Here is a 19,348-nt window from a genome sequence, read left to right as displayed (position 1 = left end):
GTCAGGCGGTGAACGGCGGTCGGTCGTCGAGCGCGACCGACCGCCGTCCCGCCCACCTCCACAGGCGCGCGGTGACGTCGCGGTCCTCGTCGGTGACGAGGTTGCCCATCACCCGCAGCGCCACGGTCATCAGGGTCTGCGAGCGCATGCCGAGCGGTCCGAACGTCGGCAGCAGCCGCGGCACCGTGAGCAGCCCGGCCAGACGACGCGCGATCGAGAACGCCTCGCCGTAGTGGCCGGTCAGCAGCTGGGGCCACGCCTCGGCGACGTCGGTGCGTGAGGCGAGGAGCTCCGCGCCGACGCGTCCCGTCTCCAGGCCGTAGTCGATGCCCTCGCCGTTCAACGGGTTGACGCACCCCGCCGCGTCCCCGACGAGGATCCAGTTGGGTCCGGCGACACCCGACACCGCACCACCCATCGGCAGCAGGGCCGACGTCGGCAGACGCAGGTCGGGCCCGAGCTCCCACTCCTCGCGCCGCAGCTCGGCGTAGTACTCCATGAGCGGACGGATCTGCAGCGCCGCCGGCCGCTTGGCCGTGGCCAGCGCGCCGACGCCGAGGTTGACCTCTCCGCCCTCGCCGGCCGTGCCGAGGGGGAAGATCCAGCCGTATCCGGGCAGCAGAGCGCCCTTGTCCTTCGCCGCCCGTGGCCCGGCACCCCCGCCGGGCGCCGCCCTCAGCTCCAGGTGGGAGGAGATCCACGGGTCGTCGAAGCGCCCGGACTTGACGTAGGAGCGGCCGGCGACCCCGTAGGCGGTGTCGCGATGCCACTCCCGCCCGAGGACCTTGCCGAGCGGCGACCGCACACCGTCGGCGACCACGAGTCGTTCGCAACGCACGACGTGCCGCTGCTTCTCGGGACCGACGACGAACACGACGGCGCTGACCCGGCCGGAGCCGTCGCGCTCGACGTCGACCGCCCGCGCGCGGTCCAGCGGCTGCGCACCGTCGGCGAGCGCGACGTCGCGGATGCGCGCGTCGAGCTGCGTGCGGGGCACCGCCGAACCGTGGTCGGGCAGCGAGCCGCCGGGCCAGGGGAGCAGGAGCTCCTGGCCGAAGCCCGCGGCGCGCAGGCCACGGTTCGTGCCGAACGAGCGGGTCCAGTCGCCGAGGCCGAGGCGGTCGAGCTCGGCGACGGCGCGAGGGGTCAGGCCGTCGCCGCACGTCTTGTCGCGCGGGAACGCCGCCGCGTCGGCCAGCAGCACGTCCGCACCCGCCCGGGCCGACCAGGCTGCCGCGGCAGCGCCGGCGGGCCCGGCACCCACCACGAGGACGTCGGTGCGGTCGGGCAGGCTCATGGGGCGATCATCCCATCCCGTGCCAGGATGTCGCTCATGACCTCGTCGTCCTCCGCGCCCTCGCAGGCACCGGGCCAGGAGGTCCGGTTCGCGTCCTCGGGCTCGTCGGCCTACGCCGTCGTGCTCGCGCTGTTCGCCACCATCGTGGTCGTCTCGAACGTGGTGGCCACCAAGCCGATCGAGGTCGGCTCCGGCTCGCTCACGCTCGGGCCCGTGCAGCTGTGGCCGCTCATCATCGACGGGGGAGCGGTGCTCTTCCCCCTCGCGTACGTGCTGGGCGACGTGATCTCGGAGGTCTACGGCTTCCGCGCGGCACGTCGGGCCGTGCTCACCGGCTTCGCCTGCGCCCTGCTGGCCGTCCTGACGTTCACCGTGGTCGCCCGTATCCCGGGCGCCTCGTTCTACGGCAACGACGAGGCCTTCTCGACCGTCCTGGGCCCGGTGGCGCAGATCGTGCTGGCGAGCGTCGCCGGCTACGTGTGCGGGCAGCTGACCAACGCCTGGGTGCTCACCCGGATGAAGGCGCGGACGGCCGAGCGCGCGCTGGTGGCGCGGCTCGCGTCGTCGACCGGTCTCGGCGAGCTCGTCGACACCTTCCTGTTCTGCGCGATCGCGGCGAGCGCCATCGGCATCACGGGCACGGGCGGGTTCCTCAACTACTTCGTGGTCGGGGTGCTGTTCAAGGTGGCGGTGGAGCTGCTCGTCATGCCGGTGACGGTGCTCGTGATCGCGCGGCTCAAGGCCGCCGAGCCCACGTACTGAGCCCTGCGGCGCGGTCCGGCGCTCGCCTCAGCGGGAGGAGCGGATCCGGCCCATCGTCTCGGCGCGCAGCTCGTCGAACGTGCCGTCCTCGAGGGCGGCCCTCATGCGGTCGACCAGGCGCACCACGTAGCGCTCGTTGTGGATCGTGGTCAGGGTCGCGGCGAGGTACTCCTTGGCCTTGAACAGGTGGTGCAGGTAGGCGCGCGTGTAGTGCGCGCAGGTGTAGCAGTCGCAGTCGTCCTCGATCGGCTCGAAGCGGCGGCGCGATCGGGCGACGAGCAGGTTCTCGCGTCCGTCGGCGGTGTACACGCGCGAGGAGCGCGCCACCCGCGACGGGCCGACGCAGTCGAACGTGTCGGCACCCGCCTCGACCGCGGCGAACAGGTCGTCGGGCTCGCCGATGCCGAGCAGGTGACGGGGCTTGTCGTCGGGGAGCTCGTCGGTGACCCAGCCGACGATGGTCGCCAGGTTCTCCTTCTCGATGGCGCCGCCGATGCCGAACCCGTCGAAGCGCGTGCCGTCGACCTCGAGCTCGGCCAGGTGCCGTGCGGCGCGACGGCGCAGGTCCTCGTGCTGGGCGCCCTGCACCACCCCGAACAGGGCAGGTCCAGCGGGCCCGGCGGGGGTGCCGGGCTGGGGGCGGCGAGCGGGCCCGGTGGGGGTGCCGGCGAGGGTGCCGGGCTGGGGGCGGCGAAGAGAAGAGAGGCGGCGGTGCTCGGCGAGGCAGCGCGCGGCCCACGCCTCGGTGCGGGCCAGCGACTCCTCCTGGTAGGCGCGGCTGTCCAGGAGGGTGGTCAGCTCGTCGAACGCGAAGATGACGTCGGCGCCCAGGCGGTGCTGGATGCCCATGGACACCTCGGGGGTGAACCGGTGGGTCGAGCCGTCGAGGTGGCTGCGGAAGGTGACGCCGTCGTCGTCGACGTGCGCCAGGCGGTCCTTGTCGGTGGCGATGACGTCGGCGGCCTCGGACGTGGAGTCCATCGACAGCGTCTTGCGGAACCCGGCGCCGAGGCTCATGACCTGGAAGCCGCCGGAGTCGGTGAAGGTCGGGCCGGACCAGCCCATGAACCGGCCGAGCCCGCCGGCCTCCTCCACGACGTCGTCGCCGGGCTGGAGGTACAGGTGGTAGGCGTTGGCGAGCAGGGCCTGCGCGCCGAGCTCGGCCATCGCCTCCGGCAGCACCGCCTCGACGGTGGCCTTGGTGCCGACGGGGACGAAGGCGGGCGTGCGGATCGTGCCGTGCGCGGTGGTGAGCGTGCCGGTGCGGCCGGCGCGGTCCCCGAGGCGGGCGCCGACCTCGAAGAGCGGCGGGGTCGTGGTGGGCGAGTCGGTCACGGGCTCATCCAAGCAGGCGACGGGCCCTGCGTCAGCGCAGGGCGGTGAGGTCACGCAGCAGCGTCCAGGCGGGGACGAGGGCGCCGAGGGTGAGCAGCACGAAGCCCGCGTTCCAGGCCGCGGCGGGCAGGGGCGTGAGCCGGGCGAGCACGTCGGCGTCGCTCGTGCGCGACCGCGACCTGCGCCGCGACGACCACAGCTCGACCGTGGTGCGCGGTCCGCCGACCAGCAGGAACGTGGAGAGCGCGACGGCGGCGAACCCCTGCGCCGCCGGGTCGGTGCGCCACACCAGCAGCGCGACGCCGGCCCCGGCGAGTCCCACCACGAGGAGACCGAACACGTTGCGGATGAACACGAGCATGCCGGCGACGACAGCGAGCGCGGTCCACAGGGCCCAGGCGGTGCGATCGAGCGACACGAGCGCGAGCAGCCCGAGGCCGAGGGCGCTCGGTGCGAGGTAGCCCGCGGCGGCGGTGGCCACCATGCCGGGGCCGGTGGGCCGGCCCACCGAGGTGGTCAGCCCCGAGGTGTCACGGTGCAGGCGCACCCCATTCAGCCGCCGACCGGTCAGCACGGCGACCAGCGCGTGGCCCGCCTCGTGCACGAGGGTGACGACGTGCCGGCCGGCCCCCCATCCCCACGGCAGCAGCGCCAAGGCGGCGCCGACCGCCGCGGGGACGTAGGGGCTCATCGGGCGGCTCCGGCCGGACCGGGGCTCAGACGACCGGTCGGTCGACGAGCTGCACGCGCGAGGCGTCGCGGGCCGACTCGCCCATGGCGGCCGCCATGCGGTGCATGAGCGCACCCTCGCGGTGACGGCTCTGCCGGTCGAGCGTCAGGCCGAGCGCGGTGTGCGCCCAGCCGCTCGTGGGCTCCAGCTCGACGAGCCGACGGAACGCCTCCTCCGCAGGCCGCAGCTGGGCGGCCGCGAAGTGGGCACGAGCGAGCAGCTCCCACGCCGACGCGTTGTCGGGGGAGTCCTCGACGACCCGCCGCAGGACGCGCGCGGCGTCGCGGGGGTAGCGCGACTCCAGCAGCTCCTCGCCGAGCCGGAAGGCGTCGAAGACGTCCATCGCCGCGATCTGGTCGTCGGAGATGTTCGGGGTCAGGTAGATGGTCATGGGGCTCCTCCTCCCGGGGCGTGCTGGTCGGGCTCGTCAACGGCGTCGTCGTCCGGTTCATTCCCGCGCTCACGGGGCCGGCGCGGGGTCCTGCTGGTCGCCGGTCGTGGCGCTCGGGGTTGGCGTCGGCACGGGGTCGGCGCTCGACGTCGGGGTCGGCGTCGGCGTGGGGTCGGGGGTGGCCTCGTCGTCGGGGGTCGGCGACGCCGTGGGGTCCGGGGTGGCGGTCTCGGTGGGCGTCGGTCGCTCGTCGCGCGGTGTCGAGTCGCCGCCACCGCCGGAGAAGTGGCCGATGCGGGGGTTGTCGGGGTTCGAGCCGTAGGCCTTGCCGGTCACGAGCTCGTAGCTGCCCATGGCCACGCCCGCGACGAGCAGGACGACCACGGTCGACAGGGCCACGGCCCTCCACCGGATGGTGCGGCGGGGCGCGTCGACCACCTCGGCGCCGGTGACCTCCTCGTGCGTGGCACGGCGGACCGCGGCCAGGGCCTCGGCGGTGTGACCGGGCTCGGCCTCGGTCTCGACGACCTGGCCGCCGTCGGTCTGCACGATGAGCGTGCGTCCCTTGTCGAGCGTGCTGGCGTAGAGCGAGGACGTGATGGTGACGACCAGGCTGCCCAGCGCGGCCCCGACGATGGTGCCGGCCACGCCGAGCGCGGAGGCGATCCACGCCGACGTCATCGCGGCGAGGGCACCGGCCAGCACCTGGAACCACGACAGGCCGCCCAGGACCGAGGAACGTTCGCGGGTGTCGGTGGAGTCAGGCATGGATTCCAGCGTAGGGGGGCCACGCCAGCCGTTCGAGCCGCGCGGAACGCGTTCCACGTCACGCATCGACAGGGGTCCGGCACGCCTGCACGGTTCTGTCGGTCAGTCTTGCCAGACTCGGACCCATGGCTCCCACCCTCACCCTCCTGCTCGGTCTGCTCGTCGGTGTCGCGCTCGGCGTGGTGGTCGGCCTGTTGGTCGCCCGCCTGCGTCAGGTCGACGGGGCGGCGGGCGCCGAGGACCCCGCGGTGGTCCAGGCCCGACACGCCGCGGAGCTGGCCGAGGTGCGGCACATGGCCCGCGCGGAGCTCGCCGACGCGCGGCACGCGGCGGCGGCGGAGCGGGCGCAGGTCGAGCAGGCGCTGGCGGCGGAGCGCAGCCGCGTCGAGAGCGCTCTCGCCGCGGCCAAGGCCGACGTCGAGGCCCGGCTCGCGGCCACGCGGGCCGAGGCGGACGCCCTGCGCGAGCAGGTCGAGGTCGCCCGGCGTCAGACGCGCGAGCTCGTGGCGCAGCACGACCGCGAGGCCAAGGAGCGCCAGGCCAAGGAGCAGAGCGAGAGCCGCGTGCTGCAGAAGCTCGCGCCGGTGGCCACCCAGCTCCAGCAGATGCAGCGCAAGGTCGAGGAGATCGAGGAGAAGCGTGCCCGGCAGCACGGCCACCTCGCCGAGCAGATCCGCGCCACGCAGGAGTCGGCGGCGCGCTCCCAGCAGGCTGCAGAGACGCTCTCCGGCGCCCTGCGCAACAACACGGTCCGCGGGGCCTACGGCGAGACCCAGCTGACGTCGCTCGTGGAGTCGGCCGGGCTGCTCAACCGCATCGACTTCTCCACCCAGGAGTCAATCACCGCCGACTCCGGCGCCCGACGTCCCGACATGGTCATCAAGCTGCCGGGACGCAAGCAGATGGCGGTCGACGCGAAGGTGCCTTACGCGGTCTTCATCGACGCGAACCGCCCCGACCTCGACGACGCCGAGCGCAAGCGGATGTTCGTGCAGCACGCGAAGGCCGTGCGGGCGCACGTCGACGCGCTGGCCCAGAAGGAGTACTGGACCGGTCTGCCCACCAGCCCGGAGTTCACGGTGGCGTTCATCCCGAACGACGCGATCCTCAACGCCGCGCTCGACGCCGACCCGTCGCTCATGGAGCACGCGTTCGCGCGGGGCATCGTGCTGGCGACGCCGGTCAACCTGTGGGCGGTGCTCAAGACCGTGGCGTTCACCTGGCGCCAGGAGGACCTCGCCGAGAACGCGCAGGAGCTCGTCGACCTCGGACGTGAGCTGTACAAGCGGCTCGGCACCCTGTCCTCGCACGTGTCCAAGCTCGGCCGCTCGCTCGAACGGTCGGTCAAGGACTACAACACCTTCGTCGGCTCGCTCGAGCGCGGCGTGCTCGTCACGGCACGCAAGCTCGACCGCGTCGACGACACGGCCCTGCTGGGCGACGTGCAGGAGCTCGACGTCGACCCGCGCAGCCTCACCGCGAGCGAGCTGACGCAGCCCTCCCCGTCGCAGGAGTTCGCGCTGTTCGAGGACCTCGAGCGACCCGAGATCGACCCGCTCCTCGTCGAGGGCGAGACCGTCGACGACGCGCAGGAGCAGGCGGGCTGAGCGGCCCACCTGTCCGTGGCGTCCCTGGCGGGGCGAGCCACGGGCGGCGGGTCAGCCGAGCGCCTGCTCCAGGTCGGCCAGCAGGTCGGCCGTGTCCTCGATGCCCACGCTGAGCCGCACCAGGTCGTCTGGCACCTCCAGCACCGAGCCCGCGGTCGACGCGTGCGTCATGGCCCCCGGGTGCTCGATGAGCGACTCGATGCCACCGAGGCTCTCCGCGAGGGTGAAGATGCGGGTCCGCGCGCAGAGGTCGAGTGCCGCCTGGCGCCCTCCCGCCAGCCGCAGCGAGACCATGCCGCCGAAGCGACGCATCTGCCGGGCGGCGACCTCGTGCCCGGGGTGGTCGGGCAGGCCGGGGTAGAGCACCGACGCGACGGCCGGGTGACCGACGAGGAGGTCGACGACCGCCTCCGCGTTCGTGCAGTGCTGCTCCATCCGGACCGCGAGCGTCTTCGCGCCGCGGAACGTCAGGTAGGCGTCGAACGGACCCGGCACGCCGCCGGCGCCGTTCTGCAGGAAGGCGAACCCGGTGTCGAGCTCGGCGTCGTCGGTGACGAGCGCGCCGCCCACCACGTCGGAGTGGCCGCCGAGGTACTTCGTGGTGGAGTGCAGGACCACGTCGGCGCCGAGGGCGAGCGGCTGCTGCAGGTAGGGCGAGGCGAAGGTGTTGTCGACGACGAACCGTGCACCTGCGGCGTGCGCGACCTCGGCCACCTGCTCGACGTCGGCGACGTTGAGCAGCGGGTTGGTCGGGGTCTCGACCCACACGACCTTCGTCTCGGGCCGGATCGCAGCGCGGACGGCGTCGACGTCGTTGACGGCGACGGGCGTGTAGGAGATGCCCCAGTGGGTGAACACCTTGTCGATGAGCCGGAAGGTGCCGCCGTAGGCGTCGTCGGGGATGACGAGGTGGTCACCGGGCCGCAGCAGGGTGCGCAGGGCGGCGTCGGTGGCCGCCATGCCCGAGGAGAACGCGCGACCGTGCGCGCCGTTCTCGAGCGACGCCAGGTTCGCCTCGAGCGCCGCGCGGGTCGGGTTGCCGGTGCGGGCGTACTCGTAGCCGCCGCGCATGCCACCCACGCCGTCCTGGGCGAAGGTCGAGGACGCGTAGATCGGCACGTTCACCGCGCCGGTCTGCGGGTCGGGCTCGAAGCCTGCGTGGATCGCGCGGGTCGCGAAGCCCAGCGCCTCGCCCGTGCGGTCGTCGCTCTGGTCGCTCATACGTGCACCCCCAGGAGGTCGTGCCGGGTCAGGACGCCCAGCGGCTTGCCGTCCTCGATCACCATGACGGCGTCGCTGTCCTTCAGCATCGTCAGCGCGGTGTCGAGGTCCTCGTGCGCGCCGAGCAACGGCAACGGCGGCTCCATGTGCTTCCACACCGGGTCGGTGAGCGAGGCGCGACCCTCGAAGACGGCGCTGATGAGGGTGCGCTCGCTGACGCTGCCGGCGACCTCGCCGATGACGACGGGCGGCTCGGCGCCGACGACCGGCATCTGGGAGACGTTGTACTCGCGCAGGATCTCGATCGCGTCGCGGATGGTCTCCGACGGGTGGGTGTGCACGAGCGCGGGCAGGTCACCGGACTTGCGGCGCAGCACCGCGCCGACGCTGGGCCGGTCGGTGTGGCCGTCGAGCGGCTCGCGCAGGAAGCCGTAGGACGACATCCAGTCGTCGTTGAAGATCTTGGAGAGGTAGCCGCGTCCGCCGTCGGGCAGCAGGACCACGACGACGGCGTCGGGGCCCTCGCGCTCGGCCACCTCGAGCGCCGCGACGACGGCCATGCCGCAGGAGCCTCCGACCAGCAGCCCCTCCTCGCGGGCGAGGCGGCGGGTCATCTCGAACGCGTCGGCGTCGGAGACCGCGATGATCTCGTCGGCGATCTCGGGGTCGTAGGCGCTCGGCCAGAAGTCCTCGCCGACACCCTCCACCAGGTACGGGCGGCCCGTGCCGCCGGAGTAGACCGAGCCCTCGGGGTCGGCGCCGATGATCTTGACCCGACCGCCGGAGACCTCCTTGAGGTAGCGGCCGGTGCCGGTGATGGTGCCGCCCGTGCCGACGCCGGCCACGAAGTGCGTGACCGTGCCGTCGGTGTCGGCCCAGATCTCCGGACCCGTCGTCTCGTAGTGCGAGGCCGGCCCGGCGGGGTTGGAGTACTGGTCGGGCTTCCAGGCGTTCGGGGTCTCGCGGACGAGCCGGTCGGAGACGTTGTAGTAGCTGTCGGGGTGCTCCGGCGGCACGGCGGTCGGGCAGACCACGACCTCGGCGCCGTAGGCACGCAGGGTGTTGCGCTTGTCCTCGCTGACCTTGTCGGGGCAGACGAAGATGCAGGAGTAGCCGCGCTGCTGGGCCACCAGCGCGAGCCCGACCCCGGTGTTGCCGGAGGTGGGCTCGACGATGACGCCGCCGGGCTTGAGCGCGCCGGAGGCCTCGGCCTCGTCGACCATCTTGACGGCGATCCGGTCCTTGGAGCTGCCGCCGGGGTTGAGGTACTCGATCTTGGCCGCCACCAGGGCAGATCCTGCCGGGACGACGCTGGACAACTTCACGAGCGGGGTGCCGCCCACGAGGTCGACCACGTGGTTCGCGATACGCATGACGTTCATCCTGCCACCCGTGTCGAGCGTGGAACCGCCGAGGCGTCGCCGACCCTCCCGTGCGGGGGAGCGGTCGACGACGCCCTCGGGTGAGGTCCGTCAGACGACGGCGCCGTCGGTGTTCCGTCCGTCGTCGATCTGGGCGTACTTGTCGACGACCTTGGGCTTCTTGTCCGGGTCGTGCGGCCAGCGCTCCTCGAGCTTCACGGCGAGGGCGGACGCCGTGAAGATCGTCGAGAGGATGCCGATCGAGAGCCCGAGCAGGAGGGCGATCGCGAAGTCGGTCAGCGAGTCGCCACCGAGGAACGCGAGCGCCGCGAGGATGAACATGGCACCGAGGCCGGTGTTCACCGTGCGCGGGATCGTCTGCAGGATCGCCTCGTTCACGACGTCGCGCAGCCGTCGGCCTCGGTTCTCGCCCGTGTGCTCGCGGATGCGGTCGAACACGACGATCGTGTCGTTGACCGCGAGGCCGATGATCGACAGCACCGCGGCCAGGAACACGCCGTCGATCGGCTTGCCCCACCACGCGAAGATGCCGACCACGGTGAGCACGACCGACGCCATCGACAGCTGGGCCGACACCGCGTAGGTCCAGCGGAACCGCCAGGCGAGGTAGACCATCTGCGCGGCGATGGCGATCGCGAACGCGATGAGCGCCTTGTCGCGCAGCTCCTTGCCGAGGCTCGGACCGATCAGCTCGTCGCGCTCCTTCGTGGCCTGGCCCGCGACCGACTCGACGGCCTCCTCGACCTCGACGGCCTCGTCGTTGGTGATGTCGTCGAGGCGGACGCTGACGTTCTCGCTCTGACCGTCGCCGGACGACTCCTGCACGACGGCGCGCGGGAAGCCCGCGTCCGACACCGCCTCGCGCACCTCCTGCACGTCGACGGCCTGGGCGGTGGAGAACTCGAGGATGCGCCCGCCCGTGAACTCGACGCCGAGGTTCAGGCCGCGCAGCAGGATGCCGCTGATCGACACGCCAGCGACGACCAGGGTGAGGCCGATCCAGAGCCCGCTGCGACGCATCAGGTTCGGGCCGCGCTCGTTGAGCCACTTGCGGACCGGGCCCGTCGAGGCCACGCCGGTGAGACCGGGCCGCTTCTTCAGGAACGACCGCTTCACCGCGAACTCGGTGAGCACGCGTGCGACGACCAGCGCCGAGAACATCGATGCGATGGTGCCGATCGTCAGGGTGACGCCGAAGCCCTTGACCGGACCGGACGCCAGGAAGAACAGCAGCGCGGCGGCCAGCACCGTGGTGACGTTGGAGTCGAGGATGGCCGACCACGCCTTGTTGAAGCCGGTCGTGAGCGAGGTGTGCAGGTTGCCGTTCTTCTCGTACTCCTCGCGGGCTCGCTCGAACACCAGCACGTTGGCGTCGATGGCCAGGCCGATGGCGAGCACGAAGCCCGCCAGGCCGGGCAGCGTGAGGGTCGCGCCGAGCCAGACGAGCAGGCCGTAGGAGATCGCGGCGTAGGTGGCCAGCGCGAACGTGGCCATGAGCCCGACCACGCGGTACACGAGCACGATGAACAGGCCGGTCAGGATGATGCCGATGATGCCGGCCTCGATGGACGCGTCGATCGCCGCGTCGCCCAGCGTCGCGCCGACCGTGCGCTGCTCGATGACCTCGACGGGCACCGGGAGCGCGCCGCCCTTGATGAGGACGGCGAGGTCGTCGGCCTGGGCCTGGGTGAAGTTGCCGGTGATGCTGGTGCTGTTGCCGCCGCCGGAGCGGCACAAGTCGGGCTGGACGGCGGGGGAGGAGATGATGTCCTCGTCGAGCAGGATGGCGACCCGGTTGCCGCCCTCGGTGTTGGCGCAGGCGGCCGCGACGAGGTCGCGCCAGCCGGTGCGGCCCTCGCCGGCGAAGTTGACGTTGACGACCCACTGGCCCACGCCCTGCTGCGGCGTGGCGGCCTCGGCGTCGGAGACCCCCTCGCCGTCGACGAGCGTCGGGCCGAGGAGCAGCGGCTGGCCCTGCTCGTCGTTCGCGACGACCTGGCCGTCCTCGGGCTTCTGGCCCTCCTGCGCGGGGCGCAGGACCTCGTGGAAGGAGAGCTGGGCGGTCTGGCCGATGACCTCGGCCGCCTCCCGCGGGTCGGTCACGCCGGGGAGCTCGACGATGATCCGGCGGTCGCCGGACTGGGCGAGGGTCGGCTCGGCGACGCCCAGGGCGTCGACACGGCCGCGGATGACCTCCAGGGCCCGGGAGGTCGACTCGGCGTCGGCCTTGACGCGGTCGGTGTCCTGGGTCTCGAGGACGATCTGCGTGCCGCCCTCGAGGTCGAGGCCGAGGTTGGCGGGCTTGAAGTAGGCGAAGGCGAGGGAGGCGGCGAGCACGGCGAACGCCGCGATCGCACGCCACAGAGGGGCGCGCTGGTGCATGGATGACTTTCGGGATGGACGACGGGACGGCTGACGAAGGTGCGTCAGGCCGTCGGCGGTCCGCGTCCCGCGGCGGCGGGTGCCTCGGACTCCACCACGGCGACCCCTGCGTCGACGACCGTGTCGCGGGCGAGGACCGGGGCGACGGGCGCGCTCTCGGGCGGCAGCGCCCAGAGGTCGAGGTGGTGCTGGTCGACGTGCTGGCCCGATGCCTTCACGTGCGCCGCCTGGTGGCTCGACGCAGCCGAGGTGTGCGTCGTCGTGGCCCGCTGGTGCGCCCCCGCGTGGGTGGCGCCGATCCCGGCCACGAGGAACAGCCCGACGACGGCCGCGCTCAGGGCGGCAGCCAGCGTGCGGCGGGGTCCGGGCATGGGGTGCAGTCTAGGCGACGCGCGCGACGGGACCGTCGGCCTAGGCTCGGGGGCATGAGCCACGACCTCCTCCACCGTCCCCTCGGCCACTCCGGCATCCAGGTGCCCGTCGTCGGCATCGGCTGCAACGCCTTCGGCACGCGCATCGACGCCCCGCAGGTGCAGGCCGTGGTCGACGCCGCCCTCCAGCGGGGCGTCACCTTCTTCGACACCGCCGACGTCTACGGCTTCGGCGCGAGCGAGGAGCTGCTCGGCGCGGCGCTCGGGTCACGTCGCGACGAGGTGGTCGTCGCCACGAAGTTCGGCATGGACATGCAGGGCCGCAACGGCGACGACGGGGGTCGACGGGGGAGCGCCGCCTACGTCCGCACCGCCGTCGAGGCCAGCCTGCGACGTCTGGGCACCGACCACCTCGACCTCTACCAGCTGCACACGCCGGACCCCGCCACCCCGCTCGACGAGACGCTCGAGGCGCTCGACGCCCTCGTGCAGGCCGGCACGGTGCGCGCCGTCGGCTGCTCGAACTTCCAGTCCTGGCAGCTGGTCGACGCCGACTGGCGCGCCCGGACCGCCGGACTCACCCGGTTCACGACCGCGCAGAACGAGTACTCGCTGTACAACCGGACCGCGGAGGTCGAGCTGACCCCGGCCTGCGAGCACCTCGACGTCGGGATCCTGCCGTACTTCCCGCTCGCCTACGGGCTGCTGACCGGAAAGTACCGGCGCGGGGAGGACGCGCCGGAGGGGACCCGGCTGGCGACGCAGTCCGAGCGGCTGGCGACGGCCGACTGGGAGCGCATCGACACGCTCCAGTCCTTCGCCGACGCTCGGGGCATCTCGCTGCTGGAGCTGGCCATGGGTGGACTGGCGGCCCAGCCGGCGGTCAGCAGCGTCATCGCGGGCGTGTCCCGTCCGGAGCAGGTGGCGGCGAACGCCGACGCCGTCTCGTGGCAGCCGAGCGAGGACGACCTGACGGAGCTCGCGTCGATCGGCCGCCCGGCGCAGTCGTACACGACCTTCGCCCCGGCCTGAGCGCGCCGCGTGCACGAGGGCGGCGACACGAAGATGGTGGGGCGCCGGGCCGGGAAGCGCCTCACGGCGCGTGGCCGCTCGTAGCGGCTATTTTTGGGACCCGGGGCTTACCGCGGCCCGGCGCGATGACCAGCCTAGCCCGCCGCTGGGCACGCACAAGCGATGTGGTCGGGCGGCCTGCGATGCCGCCCCCGGCGGTCCGCCGGCAGCGACCGGAGGACGCGTGGTGCGCGCCTCAGTGCAGCGAGCCGGACCGCTCGAGCGCCGCCGCCCGACGCAGGTGCAGCGCCATGTCGAGCAGGCGTGCGCCGCTGTGCGCGTCGGCGTCGTCGAGCTGTCCGCGGCCGACGCCGACGATGTGCGCGAACGCCGCCGCGCGGTCGAGGACGACGTCGAGGTCGGTGACGACGATGCCGCGCACGACCGTGTCGACGAGGTCGACCACCTCATCGGCGCCAGGCGGCTCGACGACGCCGGCGAGCATCTCGTGCACGGGCGCGAAGCCGCGCCCGGCGGCGAACTCGGCGGCGGCCTGGCGGGGCTGGCGGTGGACCCACTCGCGCAGCAGGTAGAGCCGCCACAGCGCGCCCGACAGCGTGTCGGGCGGGGCGTGCGACCACAGCTCGGCGATCACGCCGAGGCCCTCGGCGTCGGACAGGTGCAGCACGCGGTCGACGAGGTCGCGGTCGTCGCGGTCGATCGGTCCCCGCACGAGCAGGTGCGCGATCCGGTGGCCGGCGGCGGCCACCTCGGCCGGGTCGGTGTCGTGCGCGAGCGCCTCGAAGAGTCCCTGCCCGGGCAGGGACGGGCGATGGAAGTCGCTCATCCTGCGGACCGTCCGGGCATGGGCCCCACCGTATCCGGGGCCCGGTCGTCCGGCACCCAGATCGCGTGCGTCAGACGTGCGCGTCGGGTCGCGGGGCGGTGGGCGCCGCGCTTGCCTGGGGGCGCAGGTAGAGCCACAGCACCGGCACCACGTAGGCCACCCAGGCGATCGTCTGCAGCCAGGTCGGGTCGGGCTGGAAGTTCACGGTGCCCTTGAGGAGCGTGCCGTACCAGCTGTCGGGTGCGATGACACCGGAGACGTCGAACGCGAGGTTCGTGATGCCGGGCAGGATGCCGGCCTCCTGCAGGTCGTGGACGCCGTAGGCGAGCACGCCGGCGGCGACCACGATGAGCAGGGCACCCGTCACCTGGAAGAAGGTCGAGAGGTTGATGCGCAGGGCCCCGCGGTAGATGAGGTAGCCCAGGAGCACCGCGACGAGGATGCCTGTGGTCGCGCCGACGAACGGCGAGGCGGTGTAGCTGCCGGAGATCGTGGCCCAGATGATCGCGGCGGTCTCCAGACCCTCGCGCCCGACGGTCAGGAACGCGACCGTGGCGATGGCGACGGGTCCGAGCTCGACCGCCGTCGCGAGCTCGCCCTCGAGCTCGCGCTTGAGCCCGCGGGCGGTACGGCGCATCCAGAAGATCATCCACGTGACCAGGGCGGCGGCGAGGATCGAGAGCGTCCCGCCGACGGCTTCCTGCCACACGAAGGGGAGCTGCTCGAAGGCGAGCGTCACGGCCGTGAACACGAGCACGACGAGGGCCAGCGCTCCGCCCACGCCGATCCAGATGTAGCGGACGTCGCGGCGGCGGTCCGTGCGCACGAGGTAGGCCAGCAGGATGCTGACGACGAGGCTGGCCTCCAGCCCCTCGCGCAGACCGATCAGGAAGTTGGCGAGCACACCGACATGCTACTCAGGTTCGCCTTGCCTCAGTGGGTGATCCCGCGCACGACTGAGGGTGCGTGACCGATCAGGGCGTCAGGGCGTCGACGAGGTCGGCGGCGACGAGCTCGACCTGCCACGGACGGGCCCCGCCCTCGGTGAGCGCGTCGCCGACGTGGACGACGTCGACGACGGTCGGCGGGTCCCAGGCCAGACCGCGGACGAGGCCGGGGGAGATGAGGTTCTCCGGCGGCAGGTCGTGCTGCTCGGCGATGCGCGTGACCGCCTCGCGGGCCGATGTCAGCCGCGCCGCGGCCTCGGGGTGCTTGTCGGCCCACGCGCGCGGCGGGGGCGGCCCCTCGCGGTGCTGCGTGGAGAGCGGCAGGGCGTCGTCGGGGAGGGCGAGGCCCTCCTCGACCGCGTCGAGCCACTGCTGCAGGAAGCGGCGCGGTCCGCGCGAGCGCATGACGGGCAGGTTGCGCAGCGTCGAGGCGTCGCGGGGAGCCTCGCGGGCGATCTCGAGGATGGAGGCGTCGGGCAGGATCCGCCCGGGCGTCGTGTCGCGCTGCTCGGCGATCCGGTCGCGCGCCTCCCAGAGGGCGCGCACCAGCCCGAGGGTACGTCGGCCACGGGCCCGGTGGATCCCCGACGTGCGCCGCCAGCGCTCCTCCTTCGGCGGAGCCCCCGTGAACGACAGGAGGGCCTCGAAGTCCTGCGCGGCCCACTCGCGCTTGCCGGCGCGCTCGAGGTCGGCCTCGATGAGGTTGCGCAGCTCGATGAGCACCTCGACGTCGAGCGCGGCGTACTCGAGCCAGGGCTCCGGCAGCGGTCGCGTCGACCAGTCGGCGGCCGAGTGCTCCTTGGCCAGGCTCAGCCCGAGGTAGTGCTCCACGAGGGAGGCCAGGCCCACGCGCGGGAGGTTGAGCAGCCGGCCGGCGAGCTCGGTGTCGAACAGGGCGGTCGGGTGCAGCCCGACCTCGGCGAGGCACGGCAGGTCCTGCGTGGCCGCGTGCAGGATCCACTCCGCGTCGCCGATCGCCTCGTCGAGGTCGACGAGGTCGTCGAAGGCGATGGGGTCGACCAGGCCGGTGCCGCTGCCGTCGCGGCGCACCTGCACGAGGTAGGCCCGCTGGGAGTAGCGGTAGCCCGACGCCCGCTCGGCGTCGAGGGCCACCGGACCGTGGCCGAGCGCGAGACGCGCGCAGTAGGCCACGTAGTCGTCGACCGTGTCGATGACGGGGGGCAGGGGGTCACGCAGCTGCAGACGTGGAAGAGGAGGAGCCTGCTCCTCCGGGCTCCCCGTCTCCTCGGGCACGGAGGTCAACGGCGACCTCGGCGACGCTGCAGCGGGACGACGCCCGGTGCGAGCGGGGGCAGACCGGCGAGCGTGCAGAGCAGCTCGGTCCAGGCGGCGACGTGCGCTCCGGCCTCGGAGGTGGGTGTCCAGGACGCGCGGATCTCGACCTGGGCCGAGCCGGTGTCGCCGGCCATCTCGCCGAAGGTCTCGGTGCTCACGACCGTGACGCTGCCGCTGGCGGCGGTGTGCGTGCCGCCCTGCGCCTCGAGCGCGTCGACCAGCCAGCTCCACCCGACGGTCGCCAGGGCGGGGTCCTCGGCCATCTCGCGCTCGACCTCGGCCCGCGCGAACGTGACGCAGCGGAACGTGCCGTCCCACGCGTCGTTGCCGGCGGGGTCGTGCAGCAGGATGAAGCGACCGGTGGCCACGTCGTCGCCGCCGACCTCGAGGTCGCCGCTCAGGGCGTGCGCGAACGGCGCGATCCGCTGGGGTGCGGGGATCTCGTCGACGACGACCTCGGGACGCACCGGTGCGGCCAGCAGCTGCTCCAGGGCAGCGGCGAACGCTGGAGGGGTGTGATCGAACTCGCTGCGGGCGCCCACAGGCCGATGGTAGGCACTCCGGGCGCCGACCGGGTCCCGACACGCAGACGGTGATCCCACCCCTGAGAGAATCCCTCGGTGACCACCTCCCCCTCCGCCCGGCTCGCCGAGAGCGACTTCCTGCGCGCGTGCCGTGGCGAGCCCACGAGCCGCACCCCTGTCTGGTTCATGCGTCAGGCGGGTCGCCACCTGCCGGAGTACCTGAAGGTGCGCGAGGGCGTCGCGATGCTCGACTCGTGCTTCACGACCGACCTCGTCGTCGAGATCACGATGCAGCCGGTGCGTCGCTACGGCGTCGACGCGGCGATCTTCTTCTCCGACATCGTCGTCCCGCTCAAGGCGATCGGGGTGGACCTCGACATCGTGCCCGGCACGGGACCGGTGATCGCCGACCCGATCCGTCGGCGCGGACAGCTCGACCAGCTGCGCCGGCTCGAGCCCGACGACGTGGAGAGCATCGCCGCGGCGGCGCGGGCGCTCGTGGGGGAGCTGGGCGGCACGCCGCTCATCGGCTTCGCCGGCGCGCCGTTCACGCTCGCGTCGTACCTCGTGGAGGGCGGGCCCTCGCGCGACCACCGGATCACGAAGCAGCTGATGTACTCCCAGACCGGCCTGTGGAACGACCTGCTCGAGCGGCTCTCGCACCTGGCGGCCGACTTCCTGCGCGTGCAGGTCGAGGCCGGCGCCTCCGCGGTGCAGCTGTTCGACTCCTGGGCCGGCGCGCTGTCGCCGTCGGACTACGAGACCTACGTGGCCCCCCACTCCCGACGCGTGCTCGAGTCGGTCGCCGACCTCGGCGTGCCTCGTATCCACTTCGGGGTCGGCACCGGCGAGCTGCTCGACCAGATGGGCGACGTCGGCGCCGACGTGGTCGGGGTCGACTGGCGCGTGCCGCTGGACCGCGCCATCGAGAAGGTCGGACCGCACCGCTCCGTGCAGGGCAACCTCGACCCGACGCTGCTCTTCGCCCCGGCCGACGTGCTGCACACGAAGGCGGCCGCCGCGATCGAGCGCGGTCGCGGTGCGCGGGGGCACGTCTTCAACCTCGGCCACGGCGTGCTGCCGCAGACCGACCCCGACGCGGTGAAGGGTCTCGTCGACTTCGTGCACGGCTACGAGCGCGTCTGATGCGCGTCGCCGTCGTCGGGGCCGGCATCGGCGGGCTGGTCGCCGCCCTCGACCTGCGTGAGGCCGGGTGCGACGTCGTCGTGCTCGAGGGTGCCGACCAGGTGGGCGGCAAGCTGCGCGTCGACGACGTCGGCGACCTGCGCGTCGACGTCGGCGCGGAGTCGATGCTGGCGCGTCGGCCCGAGGCCGTCGACCTCGCCGCCCGGGTCGGGGCGGAGCTGACCCACCCGGCGACGACGTCGGCCGCGATCTGGACGCGGGGTGCGCTGCGTCCGCTGCCGCCGACGGTCATGGGCGTGCCTGCCGACCTCGACGCCCTCGAGGCGTCGGGGATCCTCGCCGAGCGTCCGGTGCCGCACGCCGAGCCGGTGCCCGACGACGACGTGTCGGTGGCGGCCTTCCTCGCGCCGCGGGTCGGTCGCGAGGTGGTCGACCGGCTCGTCGAGCCGCTGCTCGGCGGCGTGTACGCCGGTCACGCGGACCGCCTGTCGCTGCGCGCCGCCGCGCCGCAGGTGCTGGCGCTGGGCGCCGATCCGCTCGCGGGGGCCGCTGCCACCCGGGCCACGACGCGCACCCTCGCCACGCCGGTGTTCGCCGGCGTCGTCGGCGGGGTGGGCACGCTCCCGCAGCGCGTCGTCGAGCACGGTGACCTCGACGTGCGGCTCCGGTCGACCGTGCGGGCCGTGCGGGTCGACGATGGCGTCTGGACGGTCTCCGCGGGCCCGGTGTCGGCGATCGAGACGTACGAGGTCGACGCGGTCGTCGTCGCGACACCGGCGCCGGCCACCGCGCGCCTGCTCGCCGAGGTCGCGCCGCCGGCGGCCTTCGCGCTGGCCGCCGTCGACTACGCCTCGATGGCGCTGGTGACGTTCGTGCTCGACGGGCCGATCGACGTGGAGGGCTCGGGATTCCTCGTGCCGCCGGTCGACGGCACGGTGGTGAAGGGCTCGACGATCTCCTCGCAGAAGTGGGCCTGGCTGGGGGAGCGGGCGGGTGACCGCACGGTCGTGCGCGCCTCGATCGGCAGGGCCGGCGACACCGCTGTGCTCCACCGCGACGACGCCGACGTGGCCGCGCTGGCGCTCGCCGACCTGACGTCCGCGTACGGCGGGCTGCCGCCGGTGCTGGCGACGCACGTGCAGCGCTGGGGCGGCGGCCTGCCCCAGTACGACGTGGGCCACCTCGGCCGCGTGGCGACCGTCGAGGCGGCGGTCGCGCTCGTCGACGGTCTCGAGGTGTGCGGTGCCGTCTACCACGGGGTGGGCATCCCGGCGGTCGTCGCGTCGGCCCGCGCCGCCGCGGCCCGCCTCCTCGCACGCTGAGCCGCGGGG

The 19,348-nt window shown here is 73.3% G+C and carries 18 protein-coding genes; 5 read left to right on the top strand and 13 right to left on the bottom strand.

Going from position 1 to position 19,348, the window contains the following annotated elements; translation table 11 throughout:
• Position 1 precedes the first annotated feature (1 nt).
• Complete coding sequence (locus Aeryth_RS10180; RefSeq protein ID WP_067858086.1) at positions 2–1,297, bottom strand: geranylgeranyl reductase family protein; 1,296 nt, start codon at positions 1,295–1,297, stop codon at positions 2–4.
• A gap of 36 nt (positions 1,298–1,333) precedes the next feature.
• Here Aeryth_RS10180 and Aeryth_RS10175 point away from each other — a divergent pair, with 36 nt between their 5' ends.
• Complete coding sequence (locus tag Aeryth_RS10175; protein ID WP_067858083.1) at positions 1,334–2,059, top strand: queuosine precursor transporter; 726 nt, start codon at positions 1,334–1,336, stop codon at positions 2,057–2,059.
• A 27-nt stretch (positions 2,060–2,086) separates the two neighbouring features.
• On the opposite strand, the gene Aeryth_RS10170 is transcribed toward Aeryth_RS10175, so the two are convergent.
• The 4 genes from Aeryth_RS10170 to Aeryth_RS10155 form a co-directional block, all read right to left on the bottom strand.
• Positions 2,087–3,394, bottom strand: coding sequence for a tRNA guanosine(34) transglycosylase Tgt (locus tag Aeryth_RS10170; protein ID WP_067858080.1), 1,308 nt, complete (start codon positions 3,392–3,394; stop codon positions 2,087–2,089).
• A gap of 31 nt (positions 3,395–3,425) precedes the next feature.
• Complete coding sequence (locus Aeryth_RS10165; protein WP_067858077.1) at positions 3,426–4,085, bottom strand: M50 family metallopeptidase; 660 nt, start codon at positions 4,083–4,085, stop codon at positions 3,426–3,428.
• A gap of 25 nt (positions 4,086–4,110) precedes the next feature.
• Positions 4,111–4,515, bottom strand: a complete 405-nt coding sequence (locus Aeryth_RS10160; RefSeq protein ID WP_067858074.1) for a tetratricopeptide repeat protein — start codon at positions 4,513–4,515, stop codon at positions 4,111–4,113.
• A 69-nt stretch (positions 4,516–4,584) separates the two neighbouring features.
• Positions 4,585–5,283 carry a hypothetical protein gene (locus Aeryth_RS10155; RefSeq protein WP_067858071.1) on the bottom strand — a complete coding sequence of 233 codons (699 nt, stop codon included), beginning with the start codon at positions 5,281–5,283 and terminating at the stop codon, positions 4,585–4,587.
• Between the two features lie 125 nt (positions 5,284–5,408).
• On the opposite strand from Aeryth_RS10155, the gene Aeryth_RS10150 reads away from it, so the two are divergent.
• Entirely contained in the window at positions 5,409–6,890 is a 1,482-nt protein-coding gene (locus Aeryth_RS10150) for a DNA recombination protein RmuC (protein WP_067858068.1), read from the top strand.
• Between the two features lie 51 nt (positions 6,891–6,941).
• Here the strand turns inward: Aeryth_RS10150 and Aeryth_RS10145 are convergent, their stop codons facing one another.
• The 4 genes from Aeryth_RS10145 to Aeryth_RS10130 form a co-directional block, all read right to left on the bottom strand.
• Positions 6,942–8,111 (bottom strand): cystathionine gamma-synthase, encoded by a 1,170-nt coding sequence (locus Aeryth_RS10145; protein ID WP_067858065.1) that lies wholly within the window; start codon positions 8,109–8,111, stop codon positions 6,942–6,944.
• On the bottom strand, positions 8,108–9,484 hold the full coding sequence (locus tag Aeryth_RS10140; RefSeq protein ID WP_067861593.1) for a cystathionine beta-synthase: 1,377 nt from the start codon (positions 9,482–9,484) through the stop codon (positions 8,108–8,110). The genes Aeryth_RS10145 and Aeryth_RS10140 overlap by 4 nt, the downstream gene beginning before the upstream one ends.
• A gap of 99 nt (positions 9,485–9,583) precedes the next feature.
• A complete protein-coding gene (locus Aeryth_RS10135) occupies positions 9,584–11,875 on the bottom strand; it encodes a protein translocase subunit SecDF (protein ID WP_067858062.1) in 2,292 nt (763 codons plus the stop codon).
• Between the two features lie 44 nt (positions 11,876–11,919).
• Positions 11,920–12,246, bottom strand: a complete 327-nt coding sequence (locus tag Aeryth_RS10130; RefSeq protein WP_067858059.1) for a hypothetical protein — start codon at positions 12,244–12,246, stop codon at positions 11,920–11,922.
• Between the two features lie 54 nt (positions 12,247–12,300).
• Here Aeryth_RS10130 and Aeryth_RS10125 point away from each other — a divergent pair, with 54 nt between their 5' ends.
• Positions 12,301–13,278 (top strand): aldo/keto reductase, encoded by a 978-nt coding sequence (locus tag Aeryth_RS10125; RefSeq protein WP_067858056.1) that lies wholly within the window; start codon positions 12,301–12,303, stop codon positions 13,276–13,278.
• Positions 13,279–13,513: 235 nt separating this feature from the next.
• Here the strand turns inward: Aeryth_RS10125 and Aeryth_RS10120 are convergent, their stop codons facing one another.
• The 4 genes from Aeryth_RS10120 to Aeryth_RS10105 form a co-directional block, all read right to left on the bottom strand.
• Positions 13,514–14,104, bottom strand: coding sequence for a hypothetical protein (locus Aeryth_RS10120; RefSeq protein WP_067858053.1), 591 nt, complete (start codon positions 14,102–14,104; stop codon positions 13,514–13,516).
• 70 nt (positions 14,105–14,174) lie between these two features.
• A complete protein-coding gene (efeU, locus tag Aeryth_RS10115; RefSeq protein ID WP_067858050.1) occupies positions 14,175–15,008 on the bottom strand; it encodes an iron uptake transporter permease EfeU in 834 nt (277 codons plus the stop codon).
• A gap of 70 nt (positions 15,009–15,078) precedes the next feature.
• Positions 15,079–16,305 carry a ribonuclease D gene (locus Aeryth_RS10110; protein ID WP_067861591.1) on the bottom strand — a complete coding sequence of 409 codons (1,227 nt, stop codon included), beginning with the start codon at positions 16,303–16,305 and terminating at the stop codon, positions 15,079–15,081.
• 5 nt (positions 16,306–16,310) lie between these two features.
• Positions 16,311–16,889: a DUF3000 domain-containing protein gene (locus Aeryth_RS10105; RefSeq protein WP_067858047.1), complete on the bottom strand. Its 579-nt coding sequence runs from the start codon at positions 16,887–16,889 to the stop codon at positions 16,311–16,313.
• A gap of 78 nt (positions 16,890–16,967) precedes the next feature.
• On the opposite strand from Aeryth_RS10105, the gene hemE reads away from it, so the two are divergent.
• Entirely contained in the window at positions 16,968–18,017 is a 1,050-nt protein-coding gene (gene hemE / locus Aeryth_RS10100; RefSeq protein ID WP_067858044.1) for a uroporphyrinogen decarboxylase, read from the top strand.
• The gene (gene hemG, locus Aeryth_RS10095) at positions 18,017–19,339 is read left to right on the top strand and encodes a protoporphyrinogen oxidase (protein ID WP_067858041.1); all 1,323 of its coding nucleotides are present in this window, start codon (positions 18,017–18,019) and stop codon (positions 19,337–19,339) included. Before hemE ends, hemG begins: the two co-directional genes overlap by 1 nt.
• Positions 19,340–19,348 lie beyond the last annotated feature (9 nt).

It is taken from the genome of Aeromicrobium erythreum (assembly GCF_001509405.1).
Lineage (GTDB): Bacteria > Actinomycetota > Actinomycetes > Propionibacteriales > Nocardioidaceae > Aeromicrobium > Aeromicrobium erythreum.
Note: the sequence above shows the minus strand (reverse complement) of the source record. Positions and strands in the feature narration are given on the sequence as shown.